The following is a 25337-nucleotide window of genomic DNA, read 5'->3' as shown; positions in this document are numbered from 1 at the left end:
GGGCGGCAGGGTGGGCGGTTCGAGCGCGCCGGAGAAGGGCCGCCCGGCCGGGTCCCTGCGGGTGATCTCGGCCACCACCACCGCCTACAAGTCGGCCGGTCCACTGGCCCGCCTGCAGGCCTTCCGGGCCCGCGTGCGGTACGCCCTGGACCGGCCGCTCACGCCCTACCTGCTGATCGCCGGCACGGCACTGCTGCTGGTGGTGCTCGGGCTGATGATGGTCTTCTCGGCCTCGCAGATCCTCGCGCTGGGCCAGCACCGCTCGACCCAGTTCTACTTCTACAAGCAGCTCCTCGCGGTGGTGCTCGGCTTCGCCCTGCTGCTCGGCTTCGCGCTGGTGCCGGTGGCGGTGCTGCGGGTGATCGTCTACCCGGTGATGTTCGCGGTGATCGGCGCCATGGTGCTGGTCGCGATCCCGGGCATCGGCATGGAGGTCAACGGCAACCGGAACTGGCTGGATTTCGGCGTGTTCCAGTTCCAGCCGTCCGAGTTCGCCAAGCTCGCCCTGGTGCTCTGGGGCGCCGACCTGCTGGCCCGCAAGCAGAAGACCGGCACCCTCGACCAGTGGAAGCACCTGCTGGTCCCGCTGGTGCCGGGCACCCTGTTGCTGCTCGCGCTGATCATGCTCGGCGGCGACATGGGCACCACGATGATCCTGGTGGCGATGCTGTTCGGCCTGCTGTGGATGGTCGGCGCGCCGCTGCGGCTGTTCGTCGCCACCCTCGGGGTGGCCGTCGTGGTCTGCACCGCCCTGGTGGTCACCGTCCCGCACCGCGCCGAGCGGCTCTCCTGCATCGGTGTGACCAAGCTCGACCCGGCCGGCGCCTGCTTCCAGGCCCTGCACGGCGTCTACTCGTTCGGCCTCGGCGGTCTGTTCGGCTCCGGGCTCGGCGCAGGCGTGGAGAAGTGGGGCCAGCTCCCGGAGGCGCACACCGACTTCATCTTCGCCACCACCGGCGAGGAACTGGGTCTGGTGGGGACGCTGTCGGTGATCGGTCTCTTCTCGGCACTAGGCTACGCGGGTATCCGTGTGGCCATCGGTACGAAGGATCCCTTCGTCAGGTACGCCGCGGGAGCCGTCACCACCTGGATCATGGCGCAGGCCGTGATCAACCTGGGGTCGGCGCTGGGACTGCTGCCCATCGCGGGCGTCCCGCTCCCGCTGTTCTCCTACGGCGGTTCCGCCATGCTGTCGGCCATGTCCGCGATCGGGGTGCTGCTCTGCCTGGCACGCAGCAGCTCGGGCGCGAAGGCGGCCCTGGCCGCCCGGAGCAAGAACTCCCGGATCAGGAAACAGCTGGCCCGGGTGCTGCCACGACGACGAACCACAGCGCGCCCGGCCAGCGGGCCGGCACGCAGGGAGCGGTGAATTTCGGTGCATGTCGTACTCGCCGGCGGGGGGACCGCCGGTCACATCGAGCCGGCCATGGCCCTCGCGGACGCCCTCCGCAGGCATGACCCGTCCATCGGGATCACCGCCCTCGGCACCGAGCGCGGCCTGGAGACCCGGCTGGTGCCCGAGCGCGGCTACCAGCTGGAGCTGATCCCGGCCGTCCCGCTGCCCCGCAAGCCCACCCCCGAGCTGATCACCGTCCCGGGCCGGCTGCGCGGCACCGTCCGGGCCGCCCAGGAGATCATCGAGCGGGTCAAGGCGGACGCCGTGGTCGGCTTCGGCGGCTACGTCGCGATGCCCGCCTACCTGGCCGCCAAGCGGGCCGGTGTGCCGATCGTGGTGCACGAGGCCAACGCCCGGCCCGGTCTGGCGAACAAGATCGGCGCCCGCTACAGCGACTTCGTCGCCGTCTCCACGCCGGACAGCAAGCTGCGCGACTCCCGGTACATCGGCATCCCGCTGCGCCGGACCATCGCGACCCTGGACCGCAACGCGGTCCGCCCCGAGGCCCGGCACTACTTCGGCCTCGACCAGCGGCTGCCCACCCTGCTGGTCACCGGCGGCTCGCAGGGCGCCCGCCGGCTGAACGAGACGATCAGCGCGATCGCGCCCCGGCTCCAGCAGTACGGGGTGCAGATCCTGCACGCGGTCGGCCCGAAGAACGAGCTGCCGCAGGTGGACGAGATCCCCGGGATGCCGCCGTACCGCCCGGTGCCGTACCTGGACCGGATGGACCTCGCCTACGCGGCGGCGGACATGATGCTCTGCCGGGCCGGCGCCATGACGGTGGCCGAGCTGGCCGCGGTCGGCCTGCCCGCCGCGTTCGTGCCGCTGCCGATCGGCAACGGCGAGCAGCGGCTGAACGCCCAGCCGATGGTCAAGGCCGGCGGCGGCCTGCTGGTCGACGACGCCGAGCTGACCCCGGACTGGGTGCTGCAGAACGTGCTGCCGGTGCTCACCGACCCGCAGCGGCTGTGGGACATGAGCCGGGCCGCCGCCGAGTTCGGCCGCCGGGACGCCGACGAGTTGCTGGTCGGCATGGTCTACGAGGCCATCGAGGCCGCCCGGGGCGGCCGCCGTCGTGGCTGACGCCCGGCTCGCCGACCCCCTCGACGAGGAGTTCGAGGCCGGGGAGTACGCTCCTCGGCTCCGGCTCTCCCGGCGGGGGGCGCTGGTGCTGGGCGGTCTGACCGCGGTGCTCCTCGGCACGCTGTCCTGGCTGGTGTTCTTCTCCTCGGTGCTGGAGGTCCGCTCGGTCTCCGTGCAGGGGATGCGGGACGACCGGCTGACGGCCGACGAGGTCCGCTCGGCGCTCGGCGGGGTCGGTTCCGGCCCGCTGGCCCGGGTGGACCTCGACGAGGCCCGCCGCCGGGTGGAGGCGATCCCCCGGGTGGCGAGGGCGGAGGTCTGGCGGGGCTGGCCGAACACCCTGCGGGTGAAGGTCACCCAGCGCACGGCGGTCGCCGTGGTCAGGGGCGAGGACGGGCAGTTCACCCAGGTCGACGCGGGCGGCGTGAGCTTCGCCACCGAGCCTGCCGCCCCGGAGGGGGTGCCGGTGGTGGAGCTGAAGCTCAGCCAGCAGGCCCTGGACGCCGAATCGGTGATCGACCATGCGCAGCTGGTGCGGGGCGCGGTCGCGGTGGCCGCCGGCCTGCCGGCGGACGTCCTGCAGCGGGCCGGGGCCGTCCTCGTGCACTCGTACGACGACATCCAGGTGCAGCTCGGCGGGGGTGTGACGGTGCGCTGGGGGAGCCCGGAGCAGACCGATCGAAAAGCCCGGGTCCTGGTGGCACTGCTGAATCAGAAGGGTACGAACTTCGACGTGAGCGCCCCTGACTCGCCTGCGGTGTCCGGATGATCCGGTAGGTTTTCTGCTGCAGGAAGGGGTTGACGCGGTTTCGTGTCGGCCTGACGCTTGGTGGTCACCCCGGTTTCATCCGCCGGTCGATGATCACATAGGCTCAAAAGAAAAAGGGAAGCTCGGCGTGTTCGTTGAAACACGTGGCCGGAGCCACCTAGTGTCCTGTGTCACCAGACTGTGTTTCCTGGTGATGTGACAGAGGCACAGCACTAACCCTAAAGGTCAAGTTTAGGGTTGGGGTCGGCGGTCGGCATTTCGGACATTACGTCAGAAACCAGGCTCCCTACCCATCGACATCCGTCGGTTCGGCCCGTTCCGGGTATCGGGCCGACCCGGAAATTCGAGGCGAGAGGCCTTCGACGTGGCAGCACCGCAGAACTACCTCGCAGTCATCAAGGTCGTCGGCATCGGCGGCGGTGGTGTCAACGCCATCAACCGGATGATCGAGGTCGGTCTCAAGGGCGTCGAGTTCATCGCGATCAACACCGATGCGCAGGCCCTCCTCATGAGCGACGCCGACGTCAAGCTCGATGTGGGCCGTGAACTCACCCGGGGCCTCGGCGCCGGCGCCAACCCCGAGGTCGGCCGGAAGGCCGCCGAGGACCACCGTGAGGAGATCGAGGAGGTCCTCAAGGGGGCCGACATGGTCTTCGTGACCGCCGGTGAGGGCGGTGGCACCGGCACGGGTGGCGCGCCGGTGGTCGCCAACATCGCCCGCTCGCTGGGCGCCCTCACCATCGGCGTGGTCACCCGCCCGTTCACCTTCGAGGGCCGGCGCCGCGCCAACCAGGCCGAGGACGGCATCGCCTCCCTGCGCGAAGAGGTCGACACCCTCATCGTGATCCCCAACGACCGGCTGCTGTCCATCTCGGACCGCCAGGTCAGCGTCCTGGACGCGTTCCGCTCGGCCGACCAGGTCCTGCTCTCCGGTGTCCAGGGCATCACCGACCTGATCACCACCCCCGGTCTGATCAACCTCGACTTCGCCGACGTCAAGTCCGTCATGTCGGACGCCGGTTCGGCGCTCATGGGCATCGGCTCGGCCCGCGGCGAGGACCGCGCCAAGGCCGCCGCCGTGATGGCGATCTCCTCGCCGCTGCTGGAGGCCTCGATCGACGGCGCCCGCGGCGTGCTGCTCTCCATCTCCGGTGGCTCGGACCTCGGCCTGTTCGAGATCAACGAGTCCGCCCAGCTGGTCAGTGAGGCGGCCCACCCCGAGGCCAACATCATCTTCGGTGCGGTCATCGACGACGCCCTCGGCGACGAGGTCCGGGTCACCGTCATCGCGGCCGGCTTCGACGGCGGGCAGCCGCCGGCCATCGTCCGCGAGCCGGTCGTCAAGGCGAGCGCGTCCCCGGCCAGCCCGCCGGCCGCCTCGTCCGGTGGCGGCAGCGCCCCCGAGCGCCCGGCCGGCCGTCCCGCCTACGGCGGCATCGGCTCGGTGACCGCCCGCCCGGAGGGCGAGGGCGCCGCCCCGGCCCGCCCGGCCGAGTCCCCGGCCACCGCGACCGCCGCCCCGGTGCCGCCGCAGGTGCAGCCGGCCCGCCAGCCGTTCGTGGAGAGCCCGGCCGAGGAGCTCGACGTCCCGGATTTCCTTAAGTGATCGACCACGCGGTCCGCGACGGTGCTCACTTCGCCTTCACCACTCGGTGGGGCGGGGTGAGCACTTCGCCGTACGGGGAGCTGAACCTCGGCGGTGCGGTGGGGGACGACCCGGAGGCCGTCCGGGAGAACCGGGCGATCGCGGCCCGCGCGCTCGGTCTCGACCCGGCCGACGTGGTCTGGATGAACCAGGTGCACGGCGCGGACGTGGCCGTGGTGACGCGGCGGCAGCCGGCGGGGCAGGCCCCGACCGTCGACGCGGTGGTCACCGACCGGCCGCTGGCGCTGGCGGTGCTCACCGCCGACTGCACGCCGGTGCTGCTGGCCGACCCGGTCGCCGGGGTGGTCGGCGCCGCCCACGCCGGGCGGCCCGGCCTCGCCGCCGGGGTGGTCCCGGCGGCGGTCCGGGCGATGGTGGAGCTCGGCGCCGAGCCCGGGCGGATCGCCGCCGCCACCGGCCCCGCCGTCTGCGGCCGCTGCTACGAGGTGCCCGCGCAGCTGCGCGCCGAGATCGCCGACCGGGTGCCCGCCGCGTACGCGCAGACCTCCTGGGGAACCCCGGCGCTGGACGTGCCGGAGGGAGTCGCGGCCCAGCTGGCCGCCGTGGGGGTCACCGAGGTGGTGCGATCACCGGTCTGCACCCTCGAATCCGCCGATCACTACTCCTACCGCCGCGAGCAGCGCACGGGCCGGCTCGCGAGCTACGTCTGGTTGGGCTCTGAACACTGATGACGAATGACATCTACGGACCGTTCCCGAGTGGCGACGACCGGTTTCCGGACAAGGAGTGGCTGGACGCGCTGACGGAGGGTCAGCGCGCCCGCTACGAGGAACTGGGCACCAATCTGGAGGTCGTCGAGCGCCGGATCGCCGACGCCTGCGCCGCCGCCGGGCGGGCGCGCGACGAGGTCCGGCTGATCGTGGTCACCAAGACCTACCCCGCCGAGGACACCGCACTGCTGGCCGGCCTGGGCGTCACCGACGTCGCGGAGAACCGCGACCAGGACGCCGCGCCCAAGGCGGAGCAGTGCAGAAACCTTCCGCTTGCCTGGCACTTCGTCGGTCAGCTGCAGACCAACAAGGTCCGCTCGGTGGTCCGCTACGCCGACCACGTCCACTCGGTGGACCGGCCGCGGCTGGTGGACTCGCTCGCCGCCGCGGTGCGCAAGGCCGAGCGCGCCGACCTCGGCTGCCTGGTCCAGGTCGCCCTGGACAAGGAGGCCGGCGAGGGCGAGCACCGCGCGGGCGTCGCCCCCGCGGACGTCGTGGCCCTGGCCGACGCGATCGCCGACACGCCCGGGCTGCGTCTGGACGGTGTGATGACGGTCGCTCCGCTCGCCGGACCGCTGGCGGGCGACCCTGCCGCGGCCTTCGATCGGCTGGCGGAAATCGCAACCGCCGTACGGACCGCCCATCCGGCTGCCACCATGGTGTCGGCAGGGATGAGCGGTGACCTTGAGCAGGCCATTGCCGCCGGAGCGACACATGTGCGCGTCGGAACGGCGGTACTCGGAGTGCGGTCACCCCTCGGGTAACGTCACCGGGTAGTAGATCAGACTGCAGGACAAAATAGGACAGAAGCTAGCAGCTTATCTGAGCGCTAGCCAACCGTGGATCGCAGCTCCGCGGCCCTCATCCACGAACTCTGATTGGCCGTCGGCCTGATGAAGCGTCGTGGGCGGACCGCGGAATCCGCAGGCGGGGCCGTACGGCCCGGCCGCCGGGACGGAGCCGGTCCACCACAAGCGGAGGAGACAGGAGCATGGCCGGCGCGATGCGCAAGATGGCGGTCTACCTCGGCCTCGTGGAGGACGAGACGTACGACGGCCAGGGGTACGACCCCGATGACGACTACGACGCGGACCCCGAGCCGATGCGGACCGGACGGACCGAGGACATCCCCCGGCCGGCCGCGCCGGCGCCCGCGCCGGTCTCCTCGATCACCCCGCAGCCGGTGCCGGCCGCCGTCCCGATCCGCCAGGAGACCCCGAGGATGGCCCCAGTGTCGTCCATCACACCCGACCGCCGCCACAACCTGGAGAAGAGCGCCCCGGTGATCATGCCCAAGGTCGTGAACGAACGAGAGCCCTACCGCATCACCACGCTGCACCCGAGGACCTACAACGAGGCCCGTACCATCGGCGAACAGTTCCGTGGCGGCACCCCCGTGATCATGAATCTCACGGAGATGGACGACACCGACGCGAAGCGACTCGTAGACTTCGCCGCTGGACTCGTCTTCGGTCTGCACGGCAGTATCGAGCGCGTGACGCAGAAGGTGTTCCTCCTGTCGCCTGCTAACGTCGATGTCACGGCGGAGGACAAGGCCCGTATCGCCGAGGGTGGGTTCTTCAACCAGAGCTGACCCGGCCACGACTTTACGTGTGGATCTGATCGACAGTGAGTTAGCGACAGACGAGCGGCCCCAGGGCCGGGAACAGGGGAGAGGGAAGCGCGATGGAGATCGTGTGGGCAGTGCTCTACTACGCACTGACCGTCTTCCTGGTGTTCCTGCTCGTGCGGCTGGTGATGGACTGGGTGTTCCAGTTCGCGCGTTCGTGGCGGCCCGGCAAGGCCATGGTTCTGGTCCTCGAGGCCACGTACACTGTCACGGATCCGCCGCTCAAGCTTCTGCGGCGGTTCATTCCGCCGCTGCGTCTCGGGGGCGTGGCGCTCGACCTGTCCTTCTTCGTACTGATGATCATTGTGTATGTCCTGATCTCGCTTGTGCGGCCCTAGTCGTAGGTGAGCGATGCGACAGGATGCCGGTGTGCCGACGATCACGTTGAGGTGAAGAGATGCCATTGACCCCCGAGGACGTTCGGAACAAGCAGTTCACGACCGTCCGCCTGCGCGAAGGCTATGACGAGGACGAGGTCGATGCCTTCCTCGACGAGGTCGAGGCGGAGCTGACCCGTCTCCTCCGCGAGAACGAGGACCTGCGCGCCAAGCTGGCCGCCGCGACCCGGGCCGCCGCGCAGAACCAGGCCAACATGCGCAAGGAGCCGCCGCAGGACGCGCGTTCCGGCGCACCGGTGCCGGCCGCCATATCCGGCCCGCCGGTCCCCGGCCAGCAGGGTGGCCCCGGTGGCCCGCAGCAGCAGATGGGCCCGGGCGGTCCGCAGCAGCAGCAGATGGGTCCCGGCCCGCAGCAGCAGATGGGCAACCAGCCGCTCGGCCTGCCGTCCGGCGCCCCGCAGCTCCCCGCCGGCCAGGGCGGTCCGATGGGCGGCCCCGGTGGTCCGCAGCAGCAGATGGGCCAGACCATGGGCGGCCAGCAGCAGCTGGTGCAGCCGATGGGCGGTCAGATGCTGCAGCCGATGGGCGGCCCCGGCGGCCCGCAGGGCATGGGCAACCCCATGGGCCAGGGCATGGGCCAGCAGCAGATGCAGCAGATGGGCGGCCCCATGGGCGGCCCGCAGCAGATGGGCGGCCCGCTCGGCGCCCCGATGCAGCAGGGCCCCGGCGGCGACAGCGCCGCCCGCGTGCTGGCGCTCGCCCAGCAGACCGCCGACCAGGCGATCTCCGAGGCGCGCTCCGAGGCCAACAAGATCGTCGGCGAGGCGCGCAGCCGGGCCGAGGGTCTGGAGCGGGACGCCCGCGCCAAGGCCGACGCGCTGGAGCGGGACGCCCAGGAGAAGCACCGGGTCGCGATGGGCTCGCTGGAGTCCGCCCGCGCCACGCTGGAGCGCAAGGTCGAGGACCTGCGGGCGTTCGAGCGTGAGTACCGGACGCGCCTGAAGTCCTACCTGGAGACCCAGCTGCGCCAGCTGGAGTCGCAGGCGGACGACTCGCTCGCCCCGCCGCGGATCCCGGCCACCGCGTCGCTGCCGCCGGCCGCGTCGTCGATGGCTCCGGCCGGTGCGAGCGCGATGAGCAGCCCGTCGCCGAGCTTCGGTGGCAGCCAGCCGTCCTTCGGCGGGAACCAGCCCTCCTTCGGCGGGCAGAGCTCCTTCGGCGGGAACTCGGGTGGGCAGGGCTTCGGCGGGCAGGCCTCGGGTGGCAACTCGGGCGCGCCGCAGATGCAGCCGGCCGGGATGACCCAGCCGATGGCGGCCGTGCGTCCGCAGCCTCCGCAGCCGATGCAGCAGGCGCCGGCGCCGATGCGGGGCTTCCTGATCGACGAGGACGGCGACAACTAGGCGGTAGCCGCTGTCGCGAGCGCCCCCTTCTCGACCCTTCGGGGCCGGGGAGGGGGCGCTCTGCGTTGCCGGCGCGCCGGGCCGGGTTCGCGCGGGGCCGGGTCGGGTCGCGCGGGGGGTACGGCGAAGCCGCCGCCGGTCGGGGACCGGCGGCGGCTTCGGCGGGTTCGGTCAGGCCTTGCGGAGCTGGAAGGCGAGGCCGAGGGAGTCGTCGGAGAAGGTGTCGGACTGCCAGTCGGCGGCGCCGGCGGCGAAGTCGGTGGCGAGGACCTCCTCGGCGACGAGGGCGCCGTGCTCGGCGATGGCCTCCGCGGTCTCGTCGTCGGTGGCCCGCCAGCGCAGGACGATGCGGTCGGCGACGTCCAGGCCGGAGTTCTTGCGGGCCTCCTGGATCTGGCGGATCGCGTCGCGGGCGATGCCGAGGCGCTTCAGCTCGGGGGTGATCGCCAGGTCGAGGGCGACGGTGGCACCGGACTCGTTGGCGACGGCCCAGCCCTCGCGCGGGGTCTCGGTGATGATCACCTCGTCGGGGGAGAGGGCGACGGTCTCGCCGTTCAGCTCGACGGAGGTGGTGCCCCCGGCGCGCAGCTCGGCGGCGAGCCCGGCGGCGTCCGCGGCGGCGACCGCCTTGGCGACGTCCTGCACGCCCTTGCCGAAGCGCTTGCCCAGCGCGCGGAAGTTGGCCTTGGCGGTGGTGTCGACCAGCGAGCTCCCGACCTGGGCCAGCGACTCCAGGGCGGAGACGTTGAGCTCCTCGGCGATCTGCGCGCGCAGGTCGGCGGGCAGCTCGTCCCAGCCCTGGGCGGCGATCAGTGCCCGGGACAGCGGCTGACGGGTCTTCACCCCGGACTCGGCGCGGGTGGCCCGGCCGAGCTCGACCAGGCGGCGGACCAGCGCCATGTGGCGGGAGAGGTCGGCGTCGACCAGCGACTCGTCCGCCTCCGGCCAGGTGGCCAGGTGGACCGAGGCCGGGGCGTCCGGGGCGACCGGGACGACCAGGTCCTGCCAGACCTGCTCGGTGATGAACGGGGTCAGCGGGGCCATCAGCCGGGTGACGGTCTCCAGCGCCTCGTGCAGGGTGGCGAGCGCGGCGGCGTCGCCCTGCCAGAAGCGGCGGCGGCCGCGGCGCACGTACCAGTTGGAGAGGTCGTCGACGAAGCCGGAGAGCAGCTTGCCGGCGCGCTGGGTGTCGTAGGCCTCGAAGGCCGCGTCCACCTCACGGACCAGGGTGTTCAGCTCGGACAGCACCCAGCGGTCCAGCTGCGGGCGGTCGGCCGGGGCCGGGTCGGCCGCGGACGGCGCCCAGCCGGAGGTGCGGGCGTACAGGGCCTGGAAGGCGACGGTGTTCCAGTAGGTGAGGAGGGTCTTGCGGACCACCTCCTGGATGGTGCCGTGGCCGACCCGGCGGGCCGACCAGGGCGAGCCGCCGGCGGCCATGAACCAGCGGACGGCGTCGGCGCCGTGCTGGTCCATCAGCGGGATCGGCTGCAGGATGTTGCCCAGGTGCTTGGACATCTTGCGGCCGTCCTCGGCCAGGATGTGGCCCAGGCAGACGACGTTCTCGTAGGAGTTCTTGTCGAACACCAGGGTGCCGACGGCCATCAGGGTGTAGAACCAGCCGCGGGTCTGGTCGATCGCCTCGGAGATGAACTGCGCCGGGTAGCGTTTCTCGAACAGCTCCTTGTTCTGGTACGGGTAGCCGTACTGGGCGAAGGGCATCGAGCCCGAGTCGTACCAGGCGTCGATGACCTCGGGCACCCGGGTCGCGGTGCCGCCGCAGTCGCGGCAGGCGAAGGTGACCTCGTCGATGTACGGGCGGTGCGGGTCGAGGCCGCTCTGGTCGGTTCCGGTCAGCTCGGTCAGCTCGGCCAGCGAGCCGACGCAGGTGAGGTGGCCCTCCTCGCAGCGCCAGATCGGCAGCGGGGTGCCCCAGTAGCGGTTGCGGCTGAGCGCCCAGTCGATGTTGTTGTTCAGCCAGTCGCCGAAGCGGCCGTGCTTGACGTTCTCGGGGAACCAGTTGGTGGCCTCGTTCTCCCGGACCAGGGCGTCCTTGACCGCGGTGGTGCGGATGTACCAGGACGGCTGCGCGTAGTAGAGCAGCGCGGTGTGGCAGCGCCAGCAGTGCGGGTAGCTGTGCTCGTACGGCAGGTGGCGGAAGAGCAGGTCGCGGGCCTGGAGGTCCTTGACCAGGGCCTCGTCGGCCTTCTTGAAGAACTGGCCGCCGACCAGCGGGACCTCGGGGGCGAAGGTGCCGTCGGCCAGCACCGGGTTGACCACCGGCAGGCCGTACTTGCGGCAGGTCGCGAGGTCGTCGGCGCCGAAGGCGGGCGACTGGTGGACGATGCCGGTGCCGTCCTCGGTGGTGACGTACTCGGCGTTGAGGACGTAGTGCGCGTTCTCGATCTCGACCAGGTCGAACGGGCGGCGGTAGGCCCAGCGCTCCATCTCGGCGCCGGTGAAGGACTCGCCGGTCGGCTCCCAGCCCTCGCCGAGGGCCTTGGCCAGCAGCGGCTCGGCGACCACCAGCCGCTCGGTGCCGTCGGTGGCCACCACGTAGGTGACCTCGGGGTGCACGGCGGCGGCGGTGTTGGAGACCAGGGTCCACGGGGTGGTGGTCCACACCAGCAGGGCGGCCCGGCCGGCCAGCGGGCCGCTGGTCAGCGGGAAGCGGACGAAGACCGAGGGGTCGACGACGGTCTCGTAGCCCTGGGCCAGCTCGTGGTCGGACAGGCCGGTGCCGCAGCGCGGGCACCAGGGGGCGACCCGGTGGTCCTGGACCAGCAGGCCCTTGTCGAAGATCTGCTTGAGCGACCACCAGACGGACTGCACGTAGGACGGGTCCATGGTGCGGTAGGCCTCGTCGAGGTCGACCCAGTAGCCCATCCGGGTGGTGAGCTCGGTGAAGGCGTCGGTGTGGCGGGTCACCGACTCGCGGCACCTGGCGTTGAACTCGGCGATGCCGTACGCCTCGATGTCCTGCTTGCCGGAGAAGCCCAGCTCCTTCTCGACGGCCAGCTCGACCGGCAGGCCGTGACAGTCCCAGCCGGCCTTGCGGGCGACGTGGTAGCCCTTCATCGTCCGGTAGCGGGGGAAGACGTCCTTGAAGACGCGGGCCTCGATGTGGTGGGCGCCGGGCATGCCGTTGGCGGTCGGCGGGCCCTCGTAGAAGACCCACTCCGGGCGGCCCTCGGACTGCTCCAGGCTGCGCTGGAACACCTTGTTGTCCTGCCAGAAGGAGAGGATCCGGTGTTCGAGGGCGGGCAGGTCCACCTGCGCGGGGACGGGGTTGTAGGTACTGGCCATCGCGGGTGTCTACCTCCGGCGGATGCGTGGACGGGATCCGACGGAGGGACGAGACGGCGTGCCGTCCCGCGGTACCACCCTCCTTGGCCGCGGTGCTGCGTGCGGCCCTCTTGTTTGGGCTTGCGGCCGGATCTACTGGGCCGGCGAGCGACGTCGCGGACCGTTCTTCCGGCGGCTCCGGGGTGATCTTCGCGCGGTGCACACCCCCGGGCTCACACCGTCCCCGGGTCGCTGGTGGCTGCGTACTGCGGTACTCGTCCCCATCTGCGCCTTGCAGGCCCAGTGTATCGGCCGTCGCAAGTCGGTTTCGGCGCGCCCGGGCGGGGGGCACAACTCTGTTCGGCGTGCTGGGCGTGGCGGCTGTGACGTCTGCCCGGGTGGGATCATTGTGAGGCGTCGGTATGTCATGTTGTGACCGTTTTTGATCGGGATTATCGTTCCGGCACCGGAGGCCGCCGGGAACCGGCGGCTCGATTCGTTCGTAGATGGGGTCGAAGCCATGGCTGAGAAGGCAACCGGCGCGGGTACCGCCACCAAGCGGGCACGCAAGGCCGTGGCAGGCGACCCAGGGGAGGGGACCGTGACCACTACCGCACGGCGCAAGAACACCACCGATCTCGTGGCCCCGGGCCGCACCCGTACCCCGGCCCCGGCCGGGACCTCCGCGCGGCCCGCGGGGGGCGGCGCCGAGTCGGTCGACCCGGCCGAGCTGCCGGTCCGGCCCGGCGAGGACCCGTGGACCTCCGAGGAGGTGCACGAGCTGCACGCCGAGCTGATCAGCGAGCTGGAGCGGCTCCAGCACGAGATCGGCGCGGCCGAGGCCGCCATCACCGGTCTGATGCGCGACTCCAACGACGGAGCCGGCGACGACCAGGTGGACGCCGGTACGAAGAACATCTCGCGGGAGAGCGAGCTGGCGCTGGCCAACAACGCCCGTGACAGCCTCGCCCAGACCGAGCACGCGCTGGCCCGGCTGGAGGGCGTCGGGTTCGGCACCTGCGAGTCCTGCGGCCAGGCCATCGGCAAGGCGCGGATGCAGGCCTTCCCGCGGGCGACGCTCTGCGTCCAGTGCAAGGCGAAGCAGGAACGCCGCTGACCACTCCGGGCGACCGACCGGGGCGACGTGGGGGGTCGGGCTTGCCGTAGGCTCGACCCCGTAACGTCGCCCGATCCCTCGGTGGATCGGGTTTTCCACCGGCCCTCGGCCCCCACGTCACGGCAGCGGAGCGGATCATCAGTACGCAAGGTTCCCCCCAGACCCGGGACGAGTCCGTCCCGACGCCCGCCGACGTCGCGGCCGAGACCCCGGCCGCCGGGGAGGCGCCCGTCGCGCAGCCGGAGGCTCCCGTGCAGACCGAGGGTCCGGCCCCGTCCGGGGAGACCGGGGACGCCGAGCAGGCCGAGCGGGCCGACGAGCCCAAGGGTCCCCGGCGGGTCGGCGTGCTGCTGGCCGTCGCCCTGCTCGCCTTCCTGATCGACTTCGGCAGCAAGCTGCTGGTCGTGGCCCGGCTGGAGAACCACGCGGCGATCGAGGTGATCGGCGACGTGGTGACCTTCCAGGTGATCCGCAACTCCGGCGCCGCCTTCGGCATGGGGCAGGCACTGACCGTCGTCTTCACCATGATCGCCTCGGCCGTCATCGTGGTGATCTGGCGGATCGCCCGACGGCTGTACAGCCTGCCCTGGGCGATCGCGCTCGGCCTGCTGCTCGGCGGGGCGCTGGGCAACCTCACCGACCGGCTGTTCCGCTCGCCCGGCGTCTTCCGCGGGCACGTGGTGGACTTCATCTCCGTCCAGCACTTCGCGGTCTTCAACCTCGCCGACTCGGCGATCGTCTGCGGCGGCATCCTCGTCGTCCTGCTCTCCTTCCGCGGCAGCAACCCGGACGGCACCGTGCACCAGCAGACGGAGAAGGGCGAGAAGGCGGGCAAGGCCGAGTAGGGCCGGGCGGCCCCCGGGCGGGAGCGTCCGGGGGGACGGCGCGCGTCCGGCATACTCGTACGGGTGAGTACCGCAGCGCAGATCCGCAGCCTCCCCGTTCCCGACGGCCTGGAGGGCGAGCGCCTCGACGCCGCCCTGGCCCGGATGTTCGGCTTCTCCCGGACCAAGGCCGCCGAGCTGGCCGCCGACGGGAAGGTGACGCTCGACGGCGCCGTCGCCGGCAAGTCGGACCGGGTCACCGCCGGCTCCTGGCTGGAGGTCGAGATCCCGGCGCCCGCCGCGCCGGTGCGGATCGTCGCCGAGCCGGTCGAGGGCATGCGGATCGTCCACGACGACGAGGACATCGTGCTCGTCGACAAGCCGATCGGCGTCGCCGCGCACCCCAGCCCCGGCTGGACCGGCCCCACCGTGATCGGCGGGCTCGCCGCGGCCGGCTACCGGATCTCCACCTCGGGCGCGGCCGAGCGCCAGGGCATCGTGCACCGGCTCGACGTCGGCACCTCCGGGCTGATGGTGGTGGCCAAGTCCGAGCGCGCCTACACCGACCTCAAGCGGCAGTTCCACGACCGGGTGACCGAGAAGAAGTACCACACGCTGGTCCAGGGCCACCCGGACCCGCTCAGCGGCACCGTCGACGCCCCGATCGGCCGGCACCCCAGCTCCGACTGGAAGTGGGCCGTCACCCGCGAGGGCAAGCCGTCGGTCACCCACTACGACCTCGTCGAGGCCTACCGGGCCGCCTCGCTGCTGGACATCAAGCTGGAGACCGGCCGCACCCACCAGATCCGCGTCCACATGTCCGCGCTGCGCCACCCCTGCGTCGGCGACCTCACCTACGGGGCCGACCCGACGCTCGCCAAGCGGCTGGGCCTGACCCGGCAGTGGCTGCACGCGGTCTCGCTCGGCTTCGAGCACCCCGCGGACGGCGAGTGGGTGCAGTTCGCCAGCGAGTACCCCGCCGACCTGCGCAAGGCGCTGGACATCATCGCGTCGGAGAGCTGAGGAGGCCGGGATGGCCGGGATGGCCGGGACGGTCCGGGTGGCGCGGGCGGAGTCCGACCTCGCGCTGGTGCACCGTGTGCGGCGGGACGTCTTCATCGTCGAGCAGGGGATCTCCGAGGAGGAGGAGTGGGACGACCTCGACCCCACCTCGGAGCACCTGCTGGCGCTCGGCCCGGACGGTGAGCCGGTCGGGACCGCGCGGCTGATCTTCGGGGAGCAGGCGCTGAAGATCACCGGCGGGATCGAGGGGCGGGTGCTGCTCGGCCGGCTCGCGGTGCTGCGGACGGCCCGGGGGACCGGGCTCGGCGCGGAGCTGGTGCGGGCGGTCGAGGCCGCCGGGCTGGCGCGCGGAGCGCGCGAGGTGGAACTGCACGCGCAGGTGCAGGCGCTCGGGTTCTACGAGCGCCTGGGGTACGCGGCCGAGGGGCCGGTGTACGACGAGGCCGGGATCCCGCACCGGACGATGACCCGGGTGCTGTAGGCCCGCCGCGGGCCTCCGAGGCCGGCGGCGCCGGTGGTGGACGCCGGTGATTTTATCGGACGCCTACTCCGCGGGCGGCTACGATCACCGCCATGGAGCTCGGTGGGGCGTGGCGCCGGTGGCGAGGCCGTGGGACGGCCGCCGGACGGAGACTGGTGGCCGGGGCGGTGGCCCTGGTGGCCGTGGCCGGCGTCGGGACGGCGGTGGCCGTCGCGGCCGGCGGCGAGCAGTCCGTCCGGCAGGAGGACCGTTTCCTCGCGATGCCCGAGACACCGGGCAGCGCGCAGGTCGTCCAACTGGACACCTCCTTCTTCACCACCGGCGACAGCCCGCGCCCGGCCGTCCTGCTCGGACACGGCTTCGGCGGCTCCAAGGAGGGCGAGCGGGAACGCGCCCAGGAGCTCGCCCGGCAGGGGTACGCGGTGCTGACCTGGTCGGCGCGCGGCTTCGGGCGCTCCGGCGGACGGATCGGGCTGAACGCGCCGGACCGCGAGGTCGAGGACGTCAAGCACCTGGTCGACTGGCTGGCGCAGCGCCCCGAGGTACGGCTGGACGGCCCCGGCGACCCCCGGGTGGGGATCACCGGCGCCTCCTACGGCGGCGCGGTGGCGCTGCTCGGCTCGGCCCACGACAGCCGGATCGATGCCGTGGCCAGCGCGATCACCTGGTGGAACCTGGCCGACGCGCTGTTCCCGCAGGGGGTGCGCGGCTCGGGCGCGATCGACGGCGTGTTCAAGAAGCTGTGGGCCGGGATCTTCTTCACCACCGGCTCGGCGGGCGAGCTCGGGCCGTCCGGCGGTGCGCCGCGCCCGGCCCTGGCGCCCGATCAGGGCGGCGGGCAGGTCGGCTGCGGCCGGTTCCTGGACGAGCTGTGCCGGATGTACGACCGGGTGGCGGCCTCCGGGCACGCCGACCCGGAGGCGGTCGCGCTGCTCGACCGCTCCAGCCCGTCCTCGGTGGCCGCGCGGCTGAAGGCGCCCACGCTGGTGATCCAGGGCCAGCAGGACTCGCTGTTCCCGCTCGACCAGGGCGACGCGATCGCCCGGGCGGTGGCCGCCAACGGCGCCCCGGTGGCGGTGGACTGGTTCGCCGGCGGGCACGACGGCGCGACCGACACCAGTGCGCGGGTGGACGGCCGGGTGGCGGAGTGGTTCGACCGGTACCTGAAGGGCGGCGACGGCGACACCGGCGCGGCGTTCCGGGTGACCCGGACCGGCGGGGTCGACTCGACGGGCTTCCAGGCGGTGCTGCGCGGCGCGAGCGCGGACGCCTACCCGGGCCTCGGCGGCACCGGCTCCCGGCAGTTCGAGCTGAAGGCCCCCACCGGCGAGCCCGAGCAGGCCTTCGCCAACCCGCCCGGCGGCGCACCGCCCAACATCTCCGCGCTGCCCGGATTCGGCGGCGCGCTCAGCCAGGCCTCCTCGCTGGGTGCCGGGCTGTCGCTGGACTTCCCCGGGCAGTTCGCCGCCTTCGAGTCGGCGCCGCTGGACGGCTCGGTGCACCTGACCGGACAGCCGACCGTGCCCGTCCGGGTCCGGGCGGACCGGCCGGACGCGGTGCTCTTCGCCAAGCTGTACGACGTCGCCCCGGACGGCAAGCAGAGCCTGCCGCAGCAGCTGTCCGCGCCGCTGCGGGTGACCGGCGCGGACGCGCCCGAGGGGCGCGAGGTCACGGTGGCGCTGCCCACCCTCGACCACACCTTCGACACCGGGCACCGGCTGCGGCTGGTGCTCGCCTCGACCGACCTGGCCTACGCCTCGCCCGTCGAGCCCGCGACCTACCGGGCGGCGGTCACCGGGCCGGTGACCGTGCCGACCGTGGACGAGCTGGTCACCGAGGCGGCGCCGCTGCCGTCCCGGACCTGGGTGCTGCCGCTGGTCGCGCTCGCGCTGGCCGCCGCGCTGGTGCTGGTGCCGCGGCTGCGCGCGGCCCGGTCCGCGCGCCGGGCGCACGGACCGGCGTACGACCCGGCGCTGGCCGGGGTGCCGCTGCAGATCACCGGCCTGAGCAAGCGCTACAAGGGCGCCGCCGACCGCTACGCCGTCCGCGACCTGGGTTTCCGGGTGGAGCAGGGCCAGGTGCTCGGCCTGCTCGGGCCCAACGGCGCGGGCAAGACCACCACGCTGCGGATGCTGATGGGCCTGATCCGGCCGGACGCCGGTGAGATCAGGCTCTTCGGCCACCTGGTGCGGCCCGGCGCGCCGGTGCTCTCCCGGGTCGGCGCGTTCGTCGAGGGCGCCGGCTTCCTGCCGCACCTCACCGGGCGGGCCAACCTGCGGCTGTACTGGCAGGCCACCGGCCGCCCGGAGGCGGACGCGCACCTGGAGGAGGCGCTGGCCATCGCCGGGCTCGGCGAGGCGCTGGACCGGGCGGTGCGCACCTACTCGCAGGGGATGCGGCAGCGGCTGGCGATCGCCCAGGCCATGCTCGGCCTGCCGGACCTGCTGATCCTCGACGAGCCGACCAACGGGCTCGACCCGCCGCAGATCCGCGAGATGCGCGAGGTGATGATCCGCTACGCGGCGGCCGGGCGGACGGTCATCGTCTCCAGCCACCTGCTGGCCGAGGTCGAGCAGAGCTGCACCGACCTGGTCGTCATGGACCGGGGCCGGCTGGTCACCACCGGCGCGGTCGCGGAGATCGTCGGGGCCGGCACGCAGCTGATGGTCGGCACCGACGCCTCGTTCGGGTCGGCGGACCTGGAGGCGGCGGCCGGCAAGGTGGCCGCGCTGGACGGGGTCGGCTCGGCCGAGGCCGTGGAGGGCGGACTGCTCGTCCGGCTGGACGGCATGGCGGGCAGTCAGCTGCTCGCCGAGCTGGTGCGGCTCGGGGTTCCGGTGGAGTCGGCCGGGCCGCAGCGCCGGCTGGAGGACGCGTTCCTGTCGCTGATCGGAGGTACGGCGTGAGCGCCGTGGGTGCAGGGGTGGCGGCCGAGGCCGCGCCGGACCACGCGGCCGGCTACCGGGCCGGGCGGACGCTGCCGTTCCGGGTCGAGGTGGTCCGTCAGCTGCGGCGGCGCCGGACGCTGGTGATCGGCGGGGTGCTGGCCGCGATGCCGCTGGTCGTGCTGGCGGCGTTCGCGGTCGCGGGCACCCCGGGGCGGACCGACCGGACCACGTTCATCGAGCTGGCCACCGCCTCCGGGCCGAACTTCGCGGCGACCATGCTCTTCATGGGCACCGGCTTCCTGCTGGTGATCCCGGTCGCGCTGTTCTGCGGCGACACGGTGGCCTCGGAGGCCAGCTGGTCCTCGCTGCGCTACCTGCTGGCCGCGCCGGTGCCCCGGGCCCGGCTGCTGGTGCGCAAGTTCCTGGTGGGACTGCTCTTCTCGGCGGTGGCCGTGACGCTGCTGCCGCTGGTCGGGCTGCTGGTGGGCACCGTCGCGTACGGCTGGGGGGACCTCCAGCTGCCCGCCGGCGCGAGTCTGACGGCGGGGGAGGCACTGCCGCGGCTGGCGGTCGCGGTGGTGTACGTGTTCCTGAGCGAGATCGTGGTCGCCGCGGTGGCGTTCTGGCTCTCGACCGCCACGGACGCGCCGCTGGGGGCGGTCGGCGGGGCGGTGTTCGCCTCGATCGTCACCGGGGTGCTGGACGCCATCACGGCGCTCGGGGACCTGCGGGCCTGGTTGCCGGCGCACTGGCAGTACGCGTGGGCGGACGCGCTGCAGCCGCGGATGGAGTGGGGCGGCATGGTGCAGGGCGTCTCGCTGTCGCTGTCCTACGCGGTGGTGCTGCTGGCGCTCGCCTTCCGGGGCTTCACCCGCAAGGACGTGGTGTCGTAGGCCCGGTCCGCGGTGGCCCGGGCGCGGCGACGGCCCCGTCCCCGGCGTCCTGACGGAGGCCGGGGACGGGGCCGTTCGGGGTCGGCCCTGCCGACCGGTACTACGGTGTGTGACTGATGCTACGGTGCGTGACAGGCGTTACGGGGCGGCGTGGACGGCGGCGGCCGTCGCGCGGCGCCGGGCCCGGTGGAGCAGCGCGCCGCCCGCGAGGGCGAGCAGGCCGCCGGCCGCGGCCAGGCCGGTGACCGGTGCGCCGGTGGCGGACAGGCTGCCGGGCCCGTCGTTCGGCGGTACCGCGTGCGGGCCGGAGGCGCTGTCCTGCGACTTCCCGTAGCCGCCGCCGTGACCCGGGTGGCCCGGGCAGGCGCCGCCCTTGTCACCGTGGCCCTTCGGGGGGCAGGGGACGACGGTGATGCAGAGCTCCACGTCCGGGCTGCGGACCGGATCGCCCTGGGCGTCGGTGCCGGTGGCGAAGGCCCGGTTGGTCACGTGGCCGGCCTCGGCGTCGGCTTCGGTGACGGTGTAGGTGGCGTGGCAGGTGGCGCTCTCGCCGGGGTCGAGGGTGGTGCGGTCGCAGGTGACGTTGGGCGCGTGGTCGTCGGACACCGCGAGGTCGTGCACCGTGGAGCCGCCGGTGTTGGTGACGGTGTAGGTGTAGGTGAGGGTCTCACCGGGGTGGACCGAACCGTCGGTGTCGGCGGTCTTGGTGATGCTCAGACTCGCCGCCCCGGCCGTGACGGGCAGGGTGACCTGGGCGTCGGGGCTGCGGACGGGGTTGCCCTGGGGGTCGGTGCCGGTGGCGTGGGCGGTGTTGGTGAGGCTGCCGGCCTGGGCGTCGGCTTCGGTGACGGTGTAGGTGGCGTGGCAGGTGGCGGACTCGCCGGGGTCGAGGGTGGTGCGGTCGCAGGTGGCGTTGGGCGCGTGGTCGTCGGACACCGCGAGGTCGTGCACCGTGGAGCCGCCGGTGTTGGTGACGGTGTAGGTGTAGGTGACGGCGTCACCCACGTGCACCGGTCCGGCGGTGCTCGCCGTTTTGGTCAGGCCCAGCGCGGCGGGGACCGGAGCGACGGGCAGGGTGACCTGCGCCGGCGGGCTCTCCACGGGCTGGCCCTGCGGGCCGAGCGCGTCGGCCAGCGCGGTGTTGGTGAGGTGGCCGGCCTGGGCGTCGGCGGCGGTGACCGTGTAGCTGCCGCTGCAGGTGGCGACCTGGCCCGGGGTGAGGGTGGTGCGGTCGCAGGTGACCGTGGGGGTGTGGTCGTCCCGGACGGTGAGGGTGTTCACCGTCGTCCCGCCGGTGTTGGTGGCGGTGTAGGTGTAGGTGACGACGTCACCCACGTGCACCGGTCCGGCGGTGCTCGCCTGCTTGCGCAGGTCGAGCCCGAACGTCCCGGTGATCGTGACGGTCGCCTCGGCCTCCGGCGAGACGACCGGCTGGCCGCCCGAGGTCCCGCCGGCGCGGGCGTGGTTGGTGACCGAGCCGAACTGGCCGTCGGCAGCGGTGATGGTGTAGCTGCCGTGGCAGACGGTGCTGTCACCCGGGCTGCCGGCCGGTGCCAGCACGGTGGAGTCGCAGACGATGCCGGTGACCTTGTCGTCCGTCACCACCAGGCCGTCCACCTGGGTGCCGCCGGTGTTGGTGACCACGTAGCTGTACGGCACGGTCGCCCCGACCGCGAACGGCTCGGGCGCGTCCACGTGCTTGGTCAGGGTGATGCCCGGCGGGGCGACCACCGGCACGGTGGCGGTGGACGGCGGGGAGAGCACCGGGTCGCCGTTGGAGGTCCCGGAGGCCTGTGCGGTGTTGGTGAAGTGGCCCAGGGCGGCGTCCGCCGCGGTGAGTTGGTACGTCCCGGTACAGGTCATCGTCTCGCCGGGGGCGAGGGTGGTGCTGGGGCAGGTGATCTCGCCGACCAGCGGGTCGTTGACGGCCACGTTGTTCAGCGTGGTGCCGCCCGCGTTGGTGACCACGAAGTCGTACGGCACGGGCGTGCCGACCGTCAGCAGCCCGGGCAGGGGTTCGTGCGGCTGCTTCACCAGGTTCAGCTGGGGCAGCGGCGCGACCGTGGACAGGGTGACGTTGCGGATCAGGTGCACGTCGGTGAACAGGCCGGTCGAGCCGGCGAAGCCGAACTTGTAGGTGGAGGGCACCGGTTCGGGCGCCGGGGTGGAGAGCACCTGGTGCGAGCCGGTGCCGTCGTTGAAGTCGATGCTGACCGTCAGCACCGGGGAGGGGGCGGGCGTCAGGTGGACGTTCACCCGGCGGCGGGAGGGCTCCAGCAGGGTCTGCGCCTGGTCCGGGGTCACCCCGGGCGGCAGCGTGGTGAGCGGGCCCTGCAGGGTGCCCGGCAGGGTGGAGGGCCACGGGCCGGTGGTGGTGAAGTTGCTGGTGGTCGCGGTCAGGAAGCAGTAGCCGGTGGTGCCGTCGCCGGGGCCGCGAACGGTGACCATGTTGGAGCCCGGCGCGGGGATCCGGAACCCGGTGCCGGCCGGCGAGCGCTGGGCGCAGCCGTTGCCGCGCTGCTCCCAGTCGCCGAAGTAGTTGCCGAGGACGTCCAGGCCGACGCCGAGGTAGCCCCGGTCGACGCCGGGCAGGAAGGCGAGGTTGGGGTCGTCGTCGGGCAGTTTCTGGGCGTAGCCGAGGCTGCCGCCGAAGGCGCCGGGGTGCTGGAGCGAGGTGTCGCCGTTGACCAGGAAGAAGGAGATGCCGTCGGCCGGGGTGTTGGGCGTGGTGCTGCCGTACTGCCACTGGTCGAAGGTGACGTCCAGGCCGTTGCCGGCGGGCAGCGCCTGGTCGAACAGGACGGCGCCGCTCTGGTCGGTGGAGGCGTCGGTGAGCCGGAGGTAGCCGAGCGGCGCGCTGTTGAGCGGCGGCACCGGTCCGGTCTCGGCGGCGGGGCAGCCGCCGAGCGGATGGTTGCCCGGCCCCGGGGTGGCGGGCGCCGCACCGGTGAGGCAGGCGGAGCCGACGGCGAGGAAGCGCGGGTCGGCGGTGGCGCCGGTGAACGCCTCGTCCAGCAGGACGCTGCCGGTGGCCCGGACGCGCTCCGGAGCCGGCGCGGCCGGGTGGAGGGCCGGGGGTACGGCCGCCTGGGCGGCGGCGCCGGTCAGGCCTGTGCCGAGGATTCCCAGGGTGGCGATGGTGGTGACGAGGCGGGCCGTTCGGGCACGGAGCCACGGAGGACCGCAGGATTCTCTGGTCATATCGTCACTATGTGCGACCAGTGCACGGTGTGACGGATCGATTGCTCTGAGTGTGGAGGGTGGGTCGCCCGGACGACGGAGGGCGGAGCCGTCCGGGTCTCCCCGGCGGGGCGGGCCCCGCCTCTCCGGGGGGCGGCCGGAGGGGCGGGGCCCGGTGGGGTGGTGGCTACTTGACGGGGGAGTAGACCCGCTCGATCTTCTGGGTGCCGGACTTGGTGCGGTAGGAGCGCGTCCACTTGCTGGTCGCGTCCTTGCGGGTCCGGTCGGAGAGGGAGTAGTAGTCCATCTGGGTCTGGGTGGGGGTGACCTCCAGGACGCCGTAGCCGTGCGAGTCCAGGTCGACCCACTTGATGTGCGGGTTGGCGGCCTTCAGCGCGGTGGCGGCGACCAGCGACAGGGTCTGCGGCGCGACCTTGAGGATGTCGTCGATGTTGTCCGAGGTGACCGAGGTGACCACGAACTCGGTCGCGGCGCTGCCGGACAGCGGGTAGGTGGCGGCCTCGTGCGGGACGTCCGAGGCCCAGGCCGAGTGAATGTCGCCGGTGAGGAAGACGGTGTTGGTGATGCCGTTCGCCTTGAGGTGGCCGAGCAGCTCGCGGCGGTCGTGGGTGTAGCCGTCCCACTGGTCGGTGTTGATCGCCAGGCCCTCGCCGGGCAGGCCGAGCAGCTTGGCCAGCGGGCGCAGCAGGTAGTCCGGCAGCGAGAAGAACGCGACCGGGGAGATCATCACCTCGTTGCCGATCAGGCGCCAGGTGGTGTCGGAGGCGGAGAGGCCGGCCTTCAGCCAGTCCATCTGGGCGCGGCCGGTGATGCTGCGGTCGGCCGAGTCGACGTCGCCGTTGCCGACCTTGACCTGCTGGGAGCGGAACGAGCGCTGGTCCATCAGGTGCAGGTCGGCGAGCTTGCCGTAGCGCAGGCGGCGGTAGGTGGTGCCGGCGATGGAGGGGCGGACCGGCATCCACTCGAAGTAGGCCTGCTTGGCGGCGGCGACCCGGGCCGCCCAGTCGCCCTCGGCGCCCGGGGTGTGGTTCTCGGCGCCGCCGGACCAGGCGTCGTTGGCGAACTCGTGGTCGTCCCAGATCGCGATGGCCGGGACCTGGGCGTGCAGGGCCTGGAGGTCCTCGTCCGTCTTGTACCGGCCGTGGCGGGTGCGGTAGTCGGCGAGGGTGAGGATCTCGTGGGCGGGCGCGTGCGGGCGGACCACCGAGCCGGCGGCGCAGAACTCGCCGCTCTTGTACTCGTAGATGTAGTCGCCGAGGAAGAGGAAGGCGTCGAGGTCGCCGCGGGCCGCCAGGTGGCGGTAGGCGGAGAAGTAGCCGGCCTCCCAGTTGGCGCAGGACGCGACGCCGAAGCGGAGCCGGTCGAGGGCGGCGTCGGCGGCCGGGGTGGTGTGGGTGCGGCCGACCGGGGAGGTCGTGGTGCCGGCGGTGAAGCGGTACCAGTAGGCGGTGTCCGGGGCGAGGCCGCGGACGTCCGCCTTGACGGTGTGGTCGGCGGCGGCGGAGGTGGTCACGGTGCCGCTCGCCGCGATCCGGGTGAAGCCCTTGTCGGCGGCGAGCTCCCAGCGGACCTCGGTGTCGGCGCCCAGGCCGGAGCCGGGGGCCGCCTCGGGGGCCGGGGTGACGCGGGTCCAGAGCAGGATGCCGTCCGGCAGCGGGTCGCCGGAGGCGACGCCGTGCAGGAACTGCGGGGCGGTGGCGGCCTGGGCCGTGGCGCCGAGGGTCAGCGGCAGGGCGGCGGCGCCCGCCACGATGGCGGTGGCCTTGAGCACCTGGCGACGGTGCGGGTGGGCGGGGGTCATGTCATTGACAAGGTCGGTCACGGCGGACAGGCTACCGGCGGGTAACGATGTGTTCCATATGTAGAACTGACTGTTTGTCGGTGATTCACCGGTGTGTGATGTCCCGCCACTCCGCCGGGTGGGGGCGGCCACCTGGCGGCCATGAGCGATGATGGGGTGGTTCCCGCCCGCTGCAAGGAAGTTCTCCCCGTGGCCCAGATCCTGCTCCTGCACTCCGCCTACGGCCTGCGCCCCGCCGTCCACGCCGCCGCCGACCGGCTGCGCGCCGCCGGGCACACCGTGCACACCCCCGACCTCTTCGAGGGGCGGACCTTCGACGACGTCGAGGAGGGCATGGCGTACAAGGAGGAGCTGGGCAGCGAGGAACTGCTGCGCCGGGCGGTCGGCGTGGCCGCCCCGCTGCTGGCCTCCGGCGCCACCCTGGTCTACGCCGGCTTCTCGCTCGGCGGCTCGCTCGCCCAGAACCTCGCCCTCGCCGACGAGAACGCCCGCGGCCTGCTCCTGCTGCACGGCACCTCCGACATCCGCGAGGACGCCGCCACCTCGATCCCCGTCCAGCTGCACGTCGCCGAGCCGGACCCGTTCGAGCCGGAGGACTGGCTGAACGCCTGGTACCTCAACATGCGCAAGACCGGCGCCGACGTCGAGATCCACCGCTACCACGGCGCCGGCCACCTCTTCACCGACCCGGACCTGGCGGACTACGACCCCGAGGCCGCCGAGCGCACCTGGGCGATCGCCCTGGACTTCCTCGCCGAGGTGCGCGCCCTGCTGGAGCAGAACCGCGAGCGCTACGCCGAACGCCTCACCGGCTTCCTGGAGTTCGAGG

General features: G+C 72.8%; 19 protein-coding genes. 16 read left to right on the top strand and 3 right to left on the bottom strand.

Translation table 11 applies throughout. The features are described from left to right. Positions 1–10 precede the first annotated feature (10 nt). From ftsW to ABT093_RS13585, 9 genes are all read left to right on the top strand, one after another. Entirely contained in the window at positions 11–1369 is a 1359-nt protein-coding gene (ftsW, locus tag ABT093_RS13625; protein WP_502884217.1) for a putative lipid II flippase FtsW, read from the top strand. A 6-nt stretch (positions 1370–1375) separates the two neighbouring features. Continuing rightward, on the top strand, positions 1376–2482 hold the full coding sequence (gene murG / locus ABT093_RS13620) for an undecaprenyldiphospho-muramoylpentapeptide beta-N-acetylglucosaminyltransferase (RefSeq protein WP_350563731.1): 1107 nt from the start codon (positions 1376–1378) through the stop codon (positions 2480–2482). Next, a complete protein-coding gene (locus ABT093_RS13615; RefSeq protein ID WP_350563729.1) occupies positions 2475–3251 on the top strand; it encodes a cell division protein FtsQ/DivIB in 777 nt (258 codons plus the stop codon). Before murG ends, ABT093_RS13615 begins: the two co-directional genes overlap by 8 nt. 364 nt (positions 3252–3615) lie before the next feature. Beyond that, positions 3616–4857: a cell division protein FtsZ gene (gene ftsZ / locus ABT093_RS13610; RefSeq protein ID WP_350563727.1), complete on the top strand. Its 1242-nt coding sequence runs from the start codon at positions 3616–3618 to the stop codon at positions 4855–4857. Next, positions 4854–5585 (top strand): peptidoglycan editing factor PgeF, encoded by a 732-nt coding sequence (gene pgeF / locus ABT093_RS13605; RefSeq protein ID WP_350563725.1) that lies wholly within the window; start codon positions 4854–4856, stop codon positions 5583–5585. Before ftsZ ends, pgeF begins: the two co-directional genes overlap by 4 nt. Beyond that, the gene (locus ABT093_RS13600) at positions 5585–6391 is read left to right on the top strand and encodes a YggS family pyridoxal phosphate-dependent enzyme (protein ID WP_350563722.1); all 807 of its coding nucleotides are present in this window, start codon (positions 5585–5587) and stop codon (positions 6389–6391) included. Before pgeF ends, ABT093_RS13600 begins: the two co-directional genes overlap by 1 nt. 227 nt (positions 6392–6618) lie before the next feature. Continuing rightward, on the top strand, positions 6619–7221 hold the full coding sequence (locus tag ABT093_RS13595) for a cell division protein SepF (protein WP_350563720.1): 603 nt from the start codon (positions 6619–6621) through the stop codon (positions 7219–7221). Positions 7222–7313: 92 nt separating this feature from the next. Continuing rightward, on the top strand, positions 7314–7595 hold the full coding sequence (locus ABT093_RS13590) for a YggT family protein (protein WP_030301231.1): 282 nt from the start codon (positions 7314–7316) through the stop codon (positions 7593–7595). A 59-nt stretch (positions 7596–7654) separates the two neighbouring features. Next, on the top strand, positions 7655–8998 hold the full coding sequence (locus tag ABT093_RS13585) for a DivIVA domain-containing protein (RefSeq protein WP_350563718.1): 1344 nt from the start codon (positions 7655–7657) through the stop codon (positions 8996–8998). Between the two features lie 171 nt (positions 8999–9169). Here ABT093_RS13585 and ileS read toward each other — a convergent pair whose 3' ends face one another. Beyond that, the gene (gene ileS, locus ABT093_RS13580) at positions 9170–12301 is read right to left on the bottom strand and encodes an isoleucine--tRNA ligase (protein WP_350563716.1); all 3132 of its coding nucleotides are present in this window, start codon (positions 12299–12301) and stop codon (positions 9170–9172) included. Positions 12302–12881: 580 nt separating this feature from the next. Between ileS and ABT093_RS13575 the strand changes: the two genes are divergently transcribed. From ABT093_RS13575 to ABT093_RS13550, 6 genes are all read left to right on the top strand, one after another. Continuing rightward, complete coding sequence (locus tag ABT093_RS13575) at positions 12882–13397, top strand: TraR/DksA family transcriptional regulator (protein ID WP_350563714.1); 516 nt, start codon at positions 12882–12884, stop codon at positions 13395–13397. Between the two features lie 134 nt (positions 13398–13531). Then, a complete protein-coding gene (lspA, locus tag ABT093_RS13570) occupies positions 13532–14242 on the top strand; it encodes a signal peptidase II (RefSeq protein ID WP_502884220.1) in 711 nt (236 codons plus the stop codon). Positions 14243–14305: 63 nt separating this feature from the next. Beyond that, on the top strand, positions 14306–15244 hold the full coding sequence (locus ABT093_RS13565) for an RluA family pseudouridine synthase (RefSeq protein ID WP_350563709.1): 939 nt from the start codon (positions 14306–14308) through the stop codon (positions 15242–15244). A gap of 10 nt (positions 15245–15254) precedes the next feature. Continuing rightward, complete coding sequence (locus ABT093_RS13560; RefSeq protein WP_350563707.1) at positions 15255–15725, top strand: GNAT family N-acetyltransferase; 471 nt, start codon at positions 15255–15257, stop codon at positions 15723–15725. 92 nt (positions 15726–15817) lie between these two features. Further along, complete coding sequence (locus ABT093_RS13555) at positions 15818–18631, top strand: alpha/beta fold hydrolase (protein WP_350563705.1); 2814 nt, start codon at positions 15818–15820, stop codon at positions 18629–18631. Then, positions 18628–19506 carry an ABC transporter permease gene (locus tag ABT093_RS13550; RefSeq protein WP_502884216.1) on the top strand — a complete coding sequence of 293 codons (879 nt, stop codon included), beginning with the start codon at positions 18628–18630 and terminating at the stop codon, positions 19504–19506. Before ABT093_RS13555 ends, ABT093_RS13550 begins: the two co-directional genes overlap by 4 nt. Before the next feature lie 138 nt (positions 19507–19644). Here ABT093_RS13550 and ABT093_RS13545 read toward each other — a convergent pair whose 3' ends face one another. Further along, positions 19645–22707 carry a CLIPPER-2 domain-containing protein gene (locus ABT093_RS13545; RefSeq protein WP_350563703.1) on the bottom strand — a complete coding sequence of 1021 codons (3063 nt, stop codon included), beginning with the start codon at positions 22705–22707 and terminating at the stop codon, positions 19645–19647. Positions 22708–22873: 166 nt separating this feature from the next. Continuing rightward, positions 22874–24508, bottom strand: coding sequence for an alkaline phosphatase D family protein (locus ABT093_RS13540; RefSeq protein WP_350563777.1), 1635 nt, complete (start codon positions 24506–24508; stop codon positions 22874–22876). A gap of 141 nt (positions 24509–24649) precedes the next feature. Here ABT093_RS13540 and ABT093_RS13535 point away from each other — a divergent pair. Beyond that, the coding region (locus ABT093_RS13535) for a dienelactone hydrolase family protein (protein WP_502884215.1) at positions 24650–25337 on the top strand (688 nt) is incomplete at its 3' end.

It is taken from the genome of Kitasatospora sp. NPDC002551 (genome assembly GCF_040296005.1).
Classification (GTDB): Bacteria; Actinomycetota; Actinomycetes; order Streptomycetales; family Streptomycetaceae; genus Kitasatospora.
The sequence above is the reverse complement of the archived record's forward strand: the minus strand, read 5'-3'. Positions and strand labels throughout refer to the sequence as shown.

Excerpts from the sequence above, each read along its gene's own strand:
- ABT093_RS13600 (WP_350563722.1), top strand. The coding sequence starts at position 5,585 with ATGACGAATGACATCTACGGACCGTTCCCGAGTGGCGACGACCGGTTT.
- ABT093_RS13595 (WP_350563720.1), top strand. The coding sequence starts at position 6,619 with ATGGCCGGCGCGATGCGCAAGATGGCGGTCTACCTCGGCCTCGTGGAG.
- ABT093_RS13590 (WP_030301231.1), top strand. The coding sequence starts at position 7,314 with ATGGAGATCGTGTGGGCAGTGCTCTACTACGCACTGACCGTCTTCCTG.
- ABT093_RS13585 (WP_350563718.1), top strand. The coding sequence starts at position 7,655 with ATGCCATTGACCCCCGAGGACGTTCGGAACAAGCAGTTCACGACCGTC.
- ileS (WP_350563716.1), bottom strand. The coding sequence starts at position 12,301 with ATGGCCAGTACCTACAACCCCGTCCCCGCGCAGGTGGACCTGCCCGCC.
- ABT093_RS13560 (WP_350563707.1), top strand. The coding sequence starts at position 15,255 with ATGGCCGGGATGGCCGGGACGGTCCGGGTGGCGCGGGCGGAGTCCGAC.
- ABT093_RS13555 (WP_350563705.1), top strand. The coding sequence starts at position 15,818 with ATGGAGCTCGGTGGGGCGTGGCGCCGGTGGCGAGGCCGTGGGACGGCC.
- ABT093_RS13545 (WP_350563703.1), bottom strand. The coding sequence starts at position 22,707 with ATGACCAGAGAATCCTGCGGTCCTCCGTGGCTCCGTGCCCGAACGGCC.
- ABT093_RS13540 (WP_350563777.1), bottom strand. The coding sequence starts at position 24,508 with ATGACCCCCGCCCACCCGCACCGTCGCCAGGTGCTCAAGGCCACCGCC.